Raw genomic sequence first — 14874 nt, forward strand, 5'->3', positions numbered from 1 at the left:
CTCCCGCGTGTTTTGCCCAGCGATAGCGCCGCACCCGCCCCGCACAACCCCACACAACCCCAAGCAACGTTGCGCGCCCGACTTGAAGAGCCGCCCTCGCCCCCGTAAAGCAACCGCGTTCCCATCCCTGTCGATCGGCTGTCCATGCTCGCTTTCTTCCGCCGCCTTACCCATTCGAAGGTCGGCGTGATCATCACGTTCCTGGTACTCGGCGTGATCGCGCTCGCGTTCGCGGCGGGTGACGTCACCGGACTCAGCTCGATGACCGGCGGTGCCGGGATCACCGGCGGCGACGTCGCCAAGGTCGGCAAGGCGGACGTGACCGCGAACCAGCTCAAGACGCAGGCGCAGACCGAGATGGAGGGCTTCCGCCAGCAGCAGCCGACGCTCGACATGGCGACCTTCGTCAACCAGGGCGGCTTCGACGGCACGCTCGACCGGATCATCTCCAGCATGGCGCTCGAGCAGTTCGGCCGCGCACAGGGCATGGTCGTCAGCAAGCGCGCGATCGACGGCCAGATCGCCAGCATCCCCGCATTGCAGGGCCCGACCGGCAAGTTCGACGAGAATCTCTACCGCCAGGTGCTCGCCCAGCGGAAGCTGACCGACGCGCAGATCCGCAGCGATATCGAGCGTGATACCTTCGCGCAGCAGCTGACGCTGCCTTCGAACGGCGCGACCCAGGTCGCCAGCCAGCTCGCGCTGCCCTACGCGTCGCTGCTGCTAGAAAAGCGCACCGGCACGATCGGCTTCATTCCTGCCGCCCTCGTCCCCGCCGGCCCCGCGCCGAGCGATGCGGACCTCAACACCTTCTATCAGCGCAACATCGCGCGCTACACTGTCCCCGAGCGCCGCGTCGTCCGCTACGCGATGATCACGCCCGAGGCCGTCAAAGCACAGGCCGTCCCGACCGACGCCGAGATCGCCAAGACCTATCAGCAGGACAGCGCCCGCTACGCCGCGACCGAGAAGCGTGACATCACGCAGGTCGTCGTCGCCGACCAGGCCGGTGCCGCCGCGATCGCCGCCAAGGTGAAGGGTGGCACCAGCCTCGCCGACGCCGCTCGCGGTGCAGGGCTCGAAGCCTCGACCCAGACCGGTGTCGAGAAGGCCGCCTATGCCGGAACGACGTCCGCGCAGGTCGCCGATGCCGTCTTCGCCGCCGCCAGCGGCGCGGTGATCGGCCCGGTCCGCACGCCGCTCGGCTGGACCGTCGCGAAGATCGACAAGGTCGAAAAGGTCGCTGCGCGTTCGCTCGATCAGGTCCGTGGGGAAATCGCCGCCGCGCTCGGTATCCGGAAATCTGCCGAAGCGTTGTCGGCTATCCACGACAAGATCGACGATTCGTTGTCGAAGAACGCAACGTTCGACGAAGTCATCGCCGACCAGAAGCTCGCGGCCGTCACCACGCCCGCGCTGATCGCCAGCGGCATCAACCCCGACGATCCCGCCAGCAAGCCAGACCCTGCGCTTACGCCACTCGTCGCCGCAGCGTTCCAGGCCGCCGATGGCGACGGTCCGCAGCTGGTCCAGGTCGGCACCGATGGCGGCTTCGCAGTGGTCGCGCTCGGCCGTGTCGTTCATTCGGCCCCGCGTCCGCTGGCACAGGTTCGCGCCGCGGTGCTCAAGGACGTGACTGCCGATCGCGCTCGCCAGGCCGCACATCGCGTCGCCGGGGAAGTGCTCGCGCGCATCAACAAGGGCATGCCGATCCAGCAGTCGCTCGCGCAGACCAAGCTGCCGATGCCGCCCGCACGCACGCTGACCGCCGCGCGTGCTCAGCTCGCCTCCGATCCGCGCGGCGCACCGCCCGCGCTCGCGCTGATGTTCAGCATGGCGCCGAACACCGCCAAGACATTGGCCGCACCCGACGACAGCGGCTGGTTCGTGATCAAGCTCGACAACGTCCAGAGCGGCAACGCGGCTGGCAACGACGCGGCGATCAAGGCAGCACGCGGCAATATCGCCCGCTCGGTCGGTCGGGAATATGTCGAGCAGTTCGCCAAGGCGGTTCGTGCCGATGTCGGCGTGAAGACCAACCCGTCGGCACTCGCGCGCGTCCGTGCCGACCTGCTCGGCCAGGGCGGCGCCGGGAACTGATCGCATGACGAGCGCGCGTGAAGCCTTGGCCGAAAGGCGTCCCGCGCTCGTCTGGCGTCGTCAGGTCGCTGATACCGAGACGCCGGTCGCGGCCGCGCTCAAGCTGATCGAGCCTGGGCGTGGCGACTTCCTGCTCGAATCGGTCGAGGGGGGCGAAACTCGCGGCCGCCACAGCCTGATCGGCCTCGCGCCGGACCTGCTGTTCCGCGCACATGGCCACCGCGCGGAGATCAACCGCCATTGGGCAACCGATCGCGAGACGTTCGAGCCATGCCCGGTGCCGACGCTCGATGCGTTGCGCGCGCTGGTCGCGGAATGCCGCGCGGACGTCCCCGCCGAACTCCCCCGCGCGCTCGCATGCCTGGTCGGCTATTTCGGCTACGAGACGATCGGGCTGGTCGAGGCCCTGCCGCAACCGCCAGTCGATCCGCTCGGCATGCCCGACATGATCTTCGTACGGCCGACCGTCATCCTGGTATTCGACCGCCTGACCGACGCACTCTACCTCGTCGCGCCCGCCTGGCCCGATCCTTCGCGCGATGCCGACTCGATCGTGACCGAGGCCGAAGAACGCCTCGACGCGGTTGCCGCCAAGCTTGCCAGCACGCCGGTTCCCGCGCCGATCCGCGCCGATGTCGCCGAACCCGCCTATACCCCCGCGCTGCCCGAAGGCCGCTACGGCGAGATGGTCGCTACCGCGAAGGACTACATCCTCGCCGGCGACATCTTCCAGGTCGTGCTCGCCCAGCGCTTCAGCACTCCGTTCGCACTGCCGCCGTTCGAGCTCTACCGCTCGCTACGCCGCATCAACCCGTCGCCGTTCCTGTATCACCTCGACCTGCCCGGCTTCGCGCTGATCGGCTCGAGCCCTGAAATCCTCGTCCGCGTCCGCGACGACGAAGTCACGATCCGCCCGATCGCCGGCACGCGCCCCCGCGGCAAGACCGCCGCCGAGGACGAGGCGAACCGCATCAGCCTGCTCGCCGACCCGAAGGAGCGCGCGGAACATCTGATGCTGCTCGATCTCGGCCGCAACGACGTCGGGCGCGCCGCTTCACCCGGCTCGGTCAAGGTAACGGCCAGCTACGGCGTCGAATTTTACAGCCACGTCATGCACATCGTCTCGAACGTCGTTGGCACGCTGTCCCCCGACAAGGACGCGCTCGACGCACTGTTCGCCGGCTTCCCGGCCGGGACGGTCAGCGGCGCACCGAAAGTCCGCGCCTGCCAGATCATCGCCGAGCTGGAGCCCGAACGCCGCGGCGCGTACGCAGGCGGGGTCGGCTATTTCTCGCCCGACGGCTCGATGGACTCCTGCATCGTGCTGCGGACGGCGGTCGTGAAGGACGGCACGATCCACGTCCAGGCAGGCGCGGGCATCGTCGCCGACAGCATCCCCGAATACGAACAACGCGAATGCGAAGCCAAGGCCGGCGCGATCTTGGCGGCAGCACGTGAAGCGGTCAGCCGGGCGAAAGCTCCGGGCTTCGGTCAGTAACCCGGCGTTAGAAAAAATGTTTTCCCGCGAAGGCGGGGACCCAGACTGGGCTCCCGCCTTCGCGGGAGAACAAGATCTTTGCCCTAACATGTTTTGCTTACGGCGTGGTCGTGGTCTCGCTAGCCGGCGCACGACGCTCCTGCGCATAGGCATTGTTCCGCGCGAGGAAGCAGCCCGACTGGCCGCCGGTCCCGACCGCCGAGCATGTATCCGGCAACCCGCCGGCAACACGCCCGAGCTGATCCATCGACGCCGCACGATTGACCCAGCTCTGGTTCTGCGCCGCGATCGGCTTGTCGTCGCGCAACTGCTTCGGAATGCGATACGGCTGGTCGAGCGTCGAACACACCACGACTTCACCCGCGGTCGACTTCGGGCACGCCTGGTCCCCGGTCAGCGTCACGCTGCGAATGCGCTGCGGCGGCGTGTCGACCTGCGCCTCCTGCGCGTACGCCGTGGCGGGGAATGCGATCAGTGCGGCGAGGACGGCGGTACGAAACATGGATCAGGCTCCTTTGAGCAAATAACGTCCGTCATGCAGCATTGCTCCGCACTGAATGATGGTCGCCTGCCCAGGCGATATAGGAACCACCAACGCCGTTCGCGACCTTGCCGAGGACAATTAGCGCCGAACCGTCCCGGGCGAGCGCTGTTGCACCGCGCCCCGCATCGGCTATGGCGGCGCCATGATCCTCGTCGTCGACAATTACGACAGCTTCACCTGGAACCTCGTCCATTACCTGATGGAACTGGGTGTCGAGGTCGAAGTCGTCCGCAACGATGCGATCTCCGCCGGGCAGGCTCTGTCGTCGGGCGCGGACGCGTTCCTCATTTCCCCCGGCCCCTGCACGCCGACCGAGGCGGGGGTGAGCCTAGACCTCGTCGCGGCCTGCGCGGATGCGGGCAAGCCACTGCTGGGCGTGTGCCTCGGCCATCAGGCGATCGGCCAGCATTTCGGCGGCAAGGTCGAGCGCGGCGGCCTGATGCACGGCAAGACCTCGCCCGTCGTCCACGACGACACCGGGCTCTACGCTGGCCTGCCCTCGCCGTTCATCGCCACGCGCTACCACTCGCTGATCGTCAACGCGGTCCCCGACACGCTGGTGGTGAACGCGACCGCGCAGGACGGCACGGTCATGGGCTTCCGCCACAAGACCCTGCCGATCCACGGCGTCCAGTTCCACCCGGAAAGCATCGCGACCGAGCATGGTCACGAAATGCTGGCGAACTTCCTAAAGATGGCGAACATCCCCCACCAACTCCCCTCCCGCCTGCGGGAGGGGTCGGGGGAGGGCAGCGCCGCAAACACGACCTCGGCTGGACAGGAAGCCCCTCCCCTGCCCCCTCCCGCAAGCGGGAGGGGAATGTGACCACCGTCGCCCTTCTCCCAGACCCCAGCTCCCCCCTCTCGCGCGAATCCGCCCGCGAAGCGTTCGCCGACATCCTCGACGCCCGCGCGAGCGACGACGCGATCGCCACCTTCCTCACCGATCTCGCGACGCGCGGCGAAACCAGCATCGAGATCGCCGAAGCCGCGCGCGCACTCCGCAACCGAATGATCCCGATCGACGCCCCTGCCGGCGCGATCGACGTCTGCGGCACCGGCGGCGACGGCCACCACACGCTCAACGTCTCGACCGCGGTCGCGCTGGTAGTCGCGGCAACTGGTGTCCCCGTCGCCAAGCACGGCAACCGCGCCGCCTCGAGCAAGGCCGGCGCTGCCGACACATTGGAAGTCCTCGGCCTAGACATGGACCGCGTCGGCGCCACCGCGGAGGCAAGCCTCAACGAGATCGGCATCGCCTTCCTGTTCGCCGCCAACCACCACCCGGCGATGAAGCGCATCACCCCGATCCGCCAGCGCATCGGCAAACGCACGATCTTCAACCTGATGGGCCCGCTCGCCAACCCGGCCGGCACCACCCGCCAGCTCATCGGCATCGCCCGCCCCGACTACGTCACGCTCTACGCCGAAGCACTCGAACAGCTTGGCACGCAAGCCGCGCTCGTCGTCTCGGGCGAAGAAGGCCTCGACGAACTGTCGGGTGCCGGCCCCAGCATCGTCGCCTCGGTCGGCACCGTCACGCTTCCGGGCAAGATCACCCCCGAAGACGCCGGCCTCACCCGCCACGCCATCACCGACATCCGCGGCGGCGACGCACACCACAATGCCGACGCACTCCGCCGCCTGCTGAAAGGCGAGGCCGGCGCCTACCGCGACGCCGTCCTGCTCAACGCCGCCGCCGCCTTGATGGTCGCCGGCACCGTCCCCACTCTCGTCGACGGCGCGGCCAAAGCCGCCGCCGCCGTCGACACCGGCAGCGCCGACGCGCTGCTCGCCCGCTGGATCGCTTACTGACATGACCATGCTCGACCGTATCCTCGAGACCAAGCGCGCCGAAGTCGCTGCGCGCAAGGCAACGACCTCGCTCGCCGACATCGACGCCGGCATCGCCCGCATGTCGAAACCGCGCGGCTTCCGCGCCGCACTTGATGCGAAGAAGGGCGACGCGAAGACCGGCTACGCGCTGGTCGCAGAGGTCAAGAAAGCCAGTCCCTCGAAGGGCCTGATCCGCGCCGACTTCGATCCCGTAGCCCACGCCCGCGCCTACGAAGCCGGCGGCGCCGCGTGCCTCTCGGTCCTCACCGACGAAAAGTGGTTCCAGGGCTCCGACGCCTATCTGACCGCGGCGCGCGACGCCGTCTCGATCCCCGTGCTGCGGAAGGACTTCATGGTCGACCCGTGGCAGTCGACCGAAGCGCGCGCGATCGGCGCCGACTGCATCCTGATCATCGTCGCAGCACTCGACGACGTCCAGATGGCCGAGATCGAGGCCTCCGCGCTAGAATGCGGCATGGACGTGCTGGTCGAGGTCCACGACGCGCACGAGATGGAGCGCGCGCTGAGGCTCAAGTCGCGCCTGATCGGCGTCAACAACCGCGACCTGCGCGACTTCTCGGTTGATTTCCAGCGCACCTACGACCTCGTCGGCAAGGCGCCCAAGGACTGCACCTTCGTCGCCGAGAGCGGCCTGACGACTCGCGCCGAGCTCGACGCGATGGCCGAACACGACATCCACTGCTTCCTGATCGGCGAAGCGCTCATGCGCCAGGCCGACGTCGAAGCCGCTACACGAGCGCTCATCGGATGACCGGCCTGACCCACATCGACGAAGCCGGCGCGGTAAGAATGGTCGACGTCGGCGGCAAGGCAGTCACCGCCCGCGAAGCCATCGCCTCCGGCCGCATCACCATGTCCGCCGAAGCCGCCGCGGCGATCGGCGCCGGCACCGCGAAAAAGGGCGACGTCCTCGCCGTCGCGCGCGTCGCCGGCATCATGGCCGCCAAGCGCACCAGCGACCTGATCCCCCTCTGCCATCCGCTCCCGCTGACAAAGGTCGAGATCGACCTCGTGGTGGACGAAACCGGCGTAACCGCCACCGCCACCGCCTCGACCGAAGGCAAGACCGGCGTAGAGATGGAAGCCCTGACGGCGGCCACGGTAACGCTCCTGACGATCTACGACATGGCCAAAGCGATCGACAAGACCATGGTCCTCACCGACATCCGCGTCCGCGCAAAATCCGGCGGCAAATCCGGCAACTGGACCGCGTAACAAGGCACCCTCTCCCCAAAGGGGAGAGGGAAAGACGCCAAAGGCGGCGAGGGTGAGGGCAAGCCAAGCAGAACGCGCCTAGCTTTCAGTCATCATCGATAGACCAGTCGTGGCTCTCGACGATCGTAGACTCAACTGGTCGCCCCGCCGCATCCAGCGAAGGGTCATACCGAAACCGCTGCTCGATCAACCGACAGGTCAGTGCATCAAGCTCCCGGCTCCCGCTAGACCGAGTCACCCGACACCCCGACACGCGCCCATTGGTTTCAACCACGTACCGCACGAATACGCGCCCTCTGATCCCGGTCTCCGCACCATCGTCCGGATAATCCGAATTCTTCATCCGCCCCTTACGCCACCGCGGCGGGGTCTCCTCACCCCCGCCACCATCGCCATCGCCATACCCCCCGCTGCCGGTGCCATTACCGATCCCGCCACTTCCGGTCCCCGGCCCGCGAATATCCGAAGCCCCCGCCGTAGCCTGCGCCCCCACCCCAGCCTTCTCCGCAACGACGACCGGCGGCGGGATAACGACCGGCACCACCGGCGGCGGCGCCACCACCTCGGTAGCCTTCGACTTCAAATTAGGCGGCGACGCAGCCCCCTCCGGCTTGCGACTAGGCGACGGCCGAGGCCTCACCTTCTCCTCGGGCGGCGGTGGCGGAGGCGGTGCCGCATCGAACACCTTCAACGCATCGCTCACCGCCGCCGGCATCGGCACCACCAGCCCGTTGAGCAGCGCATAGCCAAGCACCCCCGGCAACAGGACAGCACCCACCGCCGCCCCGATCCTGTCTCTCGCCCGAGGCTGATTACGTGTCATCATGCTGATCTGGTGTCTCTTTCCCCCAAACAAAGCCCCGCAAGCGATGAACCCGCGCTGGCCGAGCGTGCGAAGGGGTGATCGACGACTAGCCGAACTACTTGCCGGGTTGCGGAGAAAACGACGGAACTATCAACACCACCCCGGCGAAGGCCGGGGCCCAGTTGGGAAAGCCAAAGTAATCCGAGGCGACCGCTCCGCCCAACCCCTGTTTCCCCGCGAAGGCGGGGACCCAGTCTGGACTCCCGCCTTCGCGGGAGAACAAGGACGCAGTGGCCGCGCCGGATCGCCCAGACACCAACCGCAACCCCAACAACACCTGTCCTACGTCCCAAACCCATGGCAAAGCGCCAGACACGCCAAAACTCCCCTCCCGCCGGACCTTCTACCGGACGAGACCGTTCCGAACCTGAACTCCAAAACTGCGCCCGCCAAATGTCTCCCAGCGTGTGAACTTCCTGCACTTCCAGCAGGAGAGCCGCCCAGAAACAGAGCCTTAGCATGACCCTAGTCCCCGTCGCCGAAGCACAGTCCCGCCTCTTCGCCATGGCCCCCCGCGTCGGCAGCGAGACCGTGACGCTACGCGAAGCCGCCGGCCGCTGGGCCGCCGAGGACATCCTCGCCTGCCGCACGCAGCCCGCCGCAGACCTCTCGGCGATGGACGGCTACGCGATCCGTTACACAGACCTCCCCGGCCCCTGGAAAGTCATAGGCGAAAGCGCCGCCGGCCGCCCCTTCGCAGGCCAGGTCGCCCACGGAGAAGCAACCCGCATTTTCACCGGCGCCGCGATGCCCGAAGGCGCCGATACGGTGATGGTCCAGGAAGAAGCCGACCGAGACGGCGCTACCCTGATCCTAGCCGGCGAAGGCCCCCCGACGCTCGGCCGCAACACCCGCCGCAAAGGCCTCGACTTCTCCACCGGTACCCGCTTGATCGCTGCCGGCGACCGCCTCAGCCCCGCGCGCATCGCCGTAGCCGCAACCGGCGGCCACGGCAGCCTCGCCGTCAACCGCCGCGTCCGCGTCGCCGTCGCAGCCACCGGCGACGAACTCGTCCCCCCCGGCTCGACTACCGACGGCGTCGCGCTCCCCGAATCGAACGGCATCATGCTCGCCGCGATGCTCGCCGACATGCCCGTCGACATCATCGATCTCGGCATCCTCCCCGACAATCTCGAAGTCCTCCGCGAAGCCTTCGCCAGCGTCGAGGCCGACCTGCTCGTCACCACCGGCGGCGCCTCGGTAGGCGACCACGACCTCGTCCGCCCGGCGATCGAAGCCGCCGGCGGCACCATCGACTTCTGGCGGATCGCGCTGCGCCCCGGCAAGCCGATGATGGCCGGCCGGATCGGCGAGATGATGGTACTCGGCCTCCCCGGCAATCCGGTCTCGGCATTCGTCACCGCGACGCTGTTCGTGAAGCCCGTCGTCGCGCACATGGCCGGCGCTAGAGACCCGCTCCCCCAGTCGACGCACGCCTTGCTCGGCGAAGACCTCCCCGCCAACAACGCCCGCACCGACTATCTCCGCGCCGAACTGCGCGACGGCAAAGCCTATGCCTCGACGATCCAGGACAGCTCGATGCTGCTCACGCTCGCCCGCTCGACCTGCCTGATCGTTCGCCCCGGCAACGCACCCGTAGCGAAGACCGGCGAATCGGCGGAAATCCTCGTGATCGCGTGATACGGACGCTTGACGCCGTTAATTATGTTCCATAGAAGTTCCCAGTCTGTTCCGGACGGAGAACCGCCATGCTCACGCGTAAGCAGCACGAACTCGTCTGCTTCATCAACGATCGCCTCAACGAAACCGGCGTCTCGCCGTCGTTCGAGGAGATGAAGGACGCCCTCGACCTCAAGTCGAAGTCGGGCGTCCACCGTCTGATCAGCGCGCTCGAGGAGCGCAACTTCATCCGCCGCCTGCCAAACCGCGCGCGCGCACTCGAAGTGCTACGCATGCCCGAGCGTGCGGAAAAGAAGACGCCGACCAAGCCGTCGAACGTCAAGGCCGCCCCCGCCGCCGCGACCCCGCAACCGGCCAACGACGTCATCGAGATCCCCCTCCACGGCCGCATCGCCGCCGGCGTCCCGATCGAGGCGTTCGAGGGCAGCACGATGCTAGCCGTCCCCGCCGCGCTGCTCGGCACCGGCGAACACTACGCACTCGAGGTTTCGGGCGACTCGATGGTCGAAGCAGGCATCCTCGACGGCGACTACGCCCTGATCCGCCGCACCGAAACTGCCCGCGACGGCGAGATCGTCGTAGCCCTGATCGAAGACAGCGAAGCCACCTTAAAATACTTCCGCCGCGAAGGCGCCATGGTCCGCCTCGATCCGGCAAACCGCGCCTACGACCCCCAACGCTATGCCCCCGCCCAAGTCCGGGTCCAAGGCAAACTCTCCGGCATCCTCCGCCGCTACGACTGAACTGCCGGGATCGATCTGCGTCATCACGACGCAGGTCGGTCCCAGTTTTTGGTTGCTCAGGAAAAGCGACAGCCGAGTCCCTAAGCCAAGTCGCTCCTCCGGCCGACAGCAGCGACGGGATTTCTTCGGCAAGTTAAGCTAGATGCGCTGGGCTGTCGGGAAAACGGCCAGGTTTTTGAACGCCAAACCAGCCTCTCCAAGTGTCCGGAAGACCATCCCGCGGTCCGGCGCAGAAGCGCGCCCTCGGTTTGAACGCTTAATCTCTGCGCCTCAGCGCCTCTGCGCGAACATCTCGTCGTCAATCTCCAGCGCTGCCGAAGAATTGGTTCGCGCGGAGACGCGGAGACGCGGAGGTGTTGCGTTCGGGGAGGGGTGAAGCTGTTCCAATGCCTTCGGCAGTGAGACTGAACAATAGCCAGCCCGATTCACCCATCGCATCAAACGTCTCCGCGGCTCCGCGTCTCCGCGTGAACAAATTCTTCGCACTGCGATCGCAGGTGATGACGGATGATTTTGTTCACGCGAAGGCGCAAAGGCGCGAAGATGTGGTGCTTAGATTGGCGTCTATTTGCCTTCGCCGACCACGGAAAAACCGACGTCGGCTTATCGTTCATGAAGTCATGAAGGTCTCCCGAATCGCATCACCTTTGCGCCTATGCGCCTTCGCGTGAACATTTCTACTTTTGATGGCCTCGGCTGGCACGAAATGCCGACGCGGCATCGCGAAACCGGGCATGTCCCAGCCTAAACGAGTGCGTGCTGCGTTCGAGGAGAGGCGGATCACGCCAGGGGTGGCGATCGCCTGCGTTCAGGATGGTCACGACGGTTGCGCTCCTCAAAGTGAGCGCGACGCCTCCCGTCCGCCGGAGTACACGACGATCCAGTTTCAGCCACCGCGGTACACACCGTTTCGGCAGACCGCGTTCGCTGACGACGACATCGGCGCCGTGACAGGCGGCAATGAACTCGGCAATCGGAACCATATACGCGCTGCGAGTCGCAAGGATGCGCCAAATCCGCCCCCGTGCGGCGATATCGGTGACACACAGATCACGACTGCACCGCGCGTCGGGTTGGTCCGCCAGCAGCAACGGCTCGCCATCCGCCCCGCCGTTCTCGGCAAGCATGTCGCGCGTATAGTCCCCCGCCCGGTCGCGCAACATCGCCAGCCCCGCCGCGGTTCGTACCGCAACGTGGCGCCCGTCTCCCGTCACCAGAACGTCAGGCGCTGGCGTGGTCAGCGCCCAGACCGCGCCGGCTGCTAGCGGCATCAGCCCGAGGCGTCGCCACCGCGTCCGCCAGAGCGCAATCCAAATCCCCCCGACGATCATCAGCGCGAACGCCGCCGTCGGCATCGCGGGCAACGACCGCACCGAACCTGGTGCGCTGGCAACGCCGTGTGCCAGCCACAGCAGCGCATCTAGCGATCGCTGCACCAGCCACCATATCGGCGCCCCTAGCCCGGCCGCATCGAGCAGCAACGCCAAAGCTTCCAGCGGCATAACGACGAAGGTCGTCAAGGGAATGGCGACGATGTTGGCGAACGCGCCGTAGAGCCCGGCCTTGTGGAAATGATAGACCGCGATCGGCATGAGCGCGAACTCGACGAGCAGGCCGGTGAGCAACAGCGATGCTACCCCACGAGCGAGACGGCGCGGTCGGCCCTCCTCGTGTGGCCCGAAGAATACGCGAATCGCTGGATGTTCGTGCAGCGCCATGATTGCGGTGATTGCCGCAAACGAAAGCTGGAAGCTCGGTCCCGCCGCCGATTCGGGCAGCACGAGCATGACGCACGCCGCCCCCGCCGCGACGAGGCGCAAGGTCATCGCCTCACGCCCCATTGCGAGCGCCGCCAGCACAAGCAATGCCGCCACGCACGACCGGATCGTCGGGACCTGGCTACCGGTTAACAACGTATAGCCGATCGCTGCCGCCGCTCCCGCCAACGCAGCGATCAAAGGCAAGCGCGCATGCAGCGCCAACCACGGGCTCAGCGCCAGCAGCCGCAGCACGATCAACATCGTCGCCGCCACCGCCGCGGTGATGTGCAATCCGCTCACCGACAGCAGATGCGCGAGTCCGGCGCGGCGCATCGCTTCCGAATCCTCCTCGCTGATCGCACCGACGTCGCCGGTCGCAAGCGCGGCGGCGATCCCGCCCGCGCTGCCTTCCAAACGCGATATGATGTGGTGCGACAGCGCGACGCGAATGCCAGCACCCGACTCGCTCGGCGTCGTCACAACTACCGGTGCGAAACCTCTTCCCGTCGCGCCTATCGCGCCGAACCAAGCGACGCGGGCGAAGTCGTAGGCTCCCGGTACCGCAGGCAGTGGCGGCGGCATCAGCCGGGCTCGCAGATGCACGACCGCCCCAGGCCCCAAGAGCTTAGGCGCATCCGCCTCCGCCAGATTGACGCGGACGCGGTATGGCAGGGCGACCGGTTGCCCGTCGGTCTCCGCGCCTTTCCCGATCGGCAGCAGCGTCAGCCGGACCAGCTTCCGCGCGACCAGTGGCTCGATCGCTTCGACCTTGGCCGAGAAGCTCGCGATCGTCGGTCCACCTAGCACTGGTCGCGCCACCGACTCCGATCGCGCCCAGATCAACGCCAGCCCCAGCGCCGCCGTCAGCAACCCTATCGCCAGCGACCGCGCCGCGCGCCCGCCCTGCCCCACCGCCAGACACGCCAGCCCACCCGCCACCAACACCAATATCGCCACGCCCCAAGCCGCCGGGTCCGGCAACGCGAACCACAGCGCGATCCCGCCGCCCAGCATCACCGGCAGCCACAACACGAGCTGGTCGCGCTCCGCCTCGAGCCAGCGTTCCACGGCAAGCCCGACGACAGCCCCCCATCGCGGCACGCCCATTTGTCGCCGCCAAGGACGCATGCTAGGGGCGGCGACGGCTGTCATGGCCATCGTTTCTCCATCGTTTCATCAGTCTGGGAGCACCCGCGGTTGGGCGCAATATCTGATACGGGCACCGCCAATGTGGCCGCACCCGTTGTTACCCGTTTCGCTCCGTCGCCGACGGGGTTCCTGCATCTTGGCGGCGCGCGCACCGCGCTGTTCAACTGGCTGTTCGCAAAAGCAAGCGGGGGTAAATTTCTGCTGCGGATCGAGGATACCGACCGGGTCCGCTCGACCCAGCCGGCGATCGACGCGATCATCGACGGGATGCGCTGGCTCGGGCTCGACTGGGACGGCGATGTCGTCATGCAGTTCGCCGGCGCCGAACGCCACGCGCAAGTCGCGCACGAAATGGTCGCGAACGGCCATGCGTATCGCTGCTACATGACCAACGACGAGATTGCCGCGATGCGCGCTGAGGCGCAGGCCGCGAAGAAACCGCTCCGCATCCGCAGCCCGTGGCGCGATCGCCCCGAGAGCGAAGCGCCGAACCTTCCCCATGCCGTCCGCCTGCGCGCACCGCAGGAAGGTGCCGTCACGATCGAGGACCGCGTCCAGGGCGCCGTCACGGTCAAGAACGAAGAGATCGACGACCTCGTGCTCCTCCGCTCGGACGGTACGCCGACCTACATGCTCGCGGTCGTCGTCGACGATCACGACATGGGCGTCACGCACGTCATCCGCGGCGACGATCATCTCAACAATGCGTTCCGCCAGTTGCCGATCTACCGGGCGATGGGCTGGCCCGAGCCGATCTACGCGCACATTCCGCTGATCCACGGTCCTGACGGCGCCAAGCTGTCGAAGCGTCACGGCGCGGTGGGCATCGAGGCCTACCGCGACGAGATGGGTATCCTGCCCGAGGCGTTCGACAATTACTTGCTCCGCCTCGGCTGGGGCCATGGCGACGACGAGATCATCAGCCGCGAGCAGGCGGTCGAATGGTTCGACCTATCGGGCGTCGGCAAGTCGCCCTCGCGCTTCGACCTGAAGAAGCTCGAGAACCTCAACGGCCATTACATTCGCGAAGCAGACGACGCGCGCCTCGTGCAACTCGCCGCCGACCGGCTCGGTCACGACCTGCCGACCGGCGGACTCGATCTTCTGACTCGCGCGATGCCCGTCCTAAAGCCACGTGCCGCAAACCTGAACGAGCTAGCCGAAGGGTCGAATTTCCTGTTCAGCCAACGCCCGCTTGCGATGGATGACGCCGCGGCGAGCCTTTTGCAGGGTGAATCGAGTTCGATTTTGGTCAATGTTCATGCCGAACTTGACGCGCTCGCCGAGTGGGATACGGAGGCGCTCGAAGGCGCGGTACGGCGCGTGGCCGAAGCGCGGGGCGTCAAGCTCGGCCAGGTCGCACAGCCGCTTCGCGCCGCGCTGACGGGACGCAAGACGTCGCCGGGGATCTTCGATGTGCTCGACCTGCTCGGGCGCGACGAGAGCCTGGGACGGATCGCCGACCGGATGGCTAGCTGATAAGATTTCGAGGAAGGATACAA

Annotated in this window: 12 protein-coding genes; 9 read left to right on the plus strand and 3 right to left on the minus strand. The window is 67.1% G+C overall.

Going from position 1 to position 14874, the window contains the following annotated elements:
- Nucleotides 1-144 precede the first annotated feature (144 nt).
- Nucleotides 145-2100, plus strand: a complete 1956-nt coding sequence (locus tag ASE69_RS02120) for a peptidylprolyl isomerase (protein ID WP_056482192.1) — start codon at nt 145-147, stop codon at nt 2098-2100.
- 4 nt (nt 2101-2104) lie between these two features.
- Nucleotides 2105-3598, plus strand: a complete 1494-nt coding sequence (gene trpE / locus ASE69_RS02125; RefSeq protein ID WP_056482195.1) for an anthranilate synthase component I — start codon at nt 2105-2107, stop codon at nt 3596-3598.
- Between the two features lie 97 nt (nt 3599-3695).
- On the opposite strand, the gene ASE69_RS02130 is transcribed toward trpE, so the two are convergent.
- Nucleotides 3696-4100: a hypothetical protein gene (locus ASE69_RS02130; protein WP_056482199.1), complete on the minus strand. Its 405-nt coding sequence runs from the start codon at nt 4098-4100 to the stop codon at nt 3696-3698.
- 184 nt (nt 4101-4284) lie between these two features.
- Between ASE69_RS02130 and ASE69_RS02135 the strand changes: the two genes are divergently transcribed.
- From ASE69_RS02135 to moaC, 4 genes are read left to right on the plus strand one after another with little or no spacing between them, the layout of a single operon-like run.
- Entirely contained in the window at nt 4285-4968 is a 684-nt protein-coding gene (locus ASE69_RS02135; protein ID WP_082452772.1) for an anthranilate synthase component II, read from the plus strand.
- Nucleotides 4965-5957: an anthranilate phosphoribosyltransferase gene (trpD, locus tag ASE69_RS02140; RefSeq protein WP_056482202.1), complete on the plus strand. Its 993-nt coding sequence runs from the start codon at nt 4965-4967 to the stop codon at nt 5955-5957. Before ASE69_RS02135 ends, trpD begins: the two co-directional genes overlap by 4 nt.
- A 1-nt stretch (nt 5958) precedes the next feature.
- Nucleotides 5959-6750, plus strand: a complete 792-nt coding sequence (trpC, locus tag ASE69_RS02145) for an indole-3-glycerol phosphate synthase TrpC (RefSeq protein ID WP_056482205.1) — start codon at nt 5959-5961, stop codon at nt 6748-6750.
- Nucleotides 6747-7214 (plus strand): cyclic pyranopterin monophosphate synthase MoaC, encoded by a 468-nt coding sequence (gene moaC, locus ASE69_RS02150; RefSeq protein WP_056482208.1) that lies wholly within the window; start codon nt 6747-6749, stop codon nt 7212-7214. Before trpC ends, moaC begins: the two co-directional genes overlap by 4 nt.
- 85 nt (nt 7215-7299) lie before the next feature.
- Here the strand turns inward: moaC and ASE69_RS02155 are convergent, their stop codons facing one another.
- Nucleotides 7300-7992 (minus strand): energy transducer TonB, encoded by a 693-nt coding sequence (locus tag ASE69_RS02155; RefSeq protein WP_235517912.1) that lies wholly within the window; start codon nt 7990-7992, stop codon nt 7300-7302.
- Nucleotides 7993-8538: 546 nt separating this feature from the next.
- On the opposite strand from ASE69_RS02155, the gene ASE69_RS02160 reads away from it, so the two are divergent.
- Complete coding sequence (locus ASE69_RS02160; protein ID WP_056482211.1) at nt 8539-9720, plus strand: molybdopterin molybdotransferase MoeA; 1182 nt, start codon at nt 8539-8541, stop codon at nt 9718-9720.
- A gap of 68 nt (nt 9721-9788) precedes the next feature.
- Nucleotides 9789-10463: a transcriptional repressor LexA gene (gene lexA, locus ASE69_RS02165; RefSeq protein WP_056482214.1), complete on the plus strand. Its 675-nt coding sequence runs from the start codon at nt 9789-9791 to the stop codon at nt 10461-10463.
- A 677-nt stretch (nt 10464-11140) separates the two neighbouring features.
- Here the strand turns inward: lexA and ASE69_RS02170 are convergent.
- Nucleotides 11141-13330 carry a ComEC/Rec2 family competence protein gene (locus tag ASE69_RS02170; protein ID WP_056482218.1) on the minus strand — a complete coding sequence of 730 codons (2190 nt, stop codon included), beginning with the start codon at nt 13328-13330 and terminating at the stop codon, nt 11141-11143.
- Nucleotides 13331-13453: 123 nt separating this feature from the next.
- On the opposite strand from ASE69_RS02170, the gene gltX reads away from it, so the two are divergent.
- Nucleotides 13454-14851, plus strand: a complete 1398-nt coding sequence (gene gltX, locus ASE69_RS02175) for a glutamate--tRNA ligase (RefSeq protein ID WP_235517914.1) — start codon at nt 13454-13456, stop codon at nt 14849-14851.
- Nucleotides 14852-14874 lie beyond the last annotated feature (23 nt).

The sequence above is a fragment of the Sphingomonas sp. Leaf208 genome (genome assembly GCF_001421415.1).
Lineage (GTDB): Bacteria > Pseudomonadota > Alphaproteobacteria > Sphingomonadales > Sphingomonadaceae > Sphingomonas.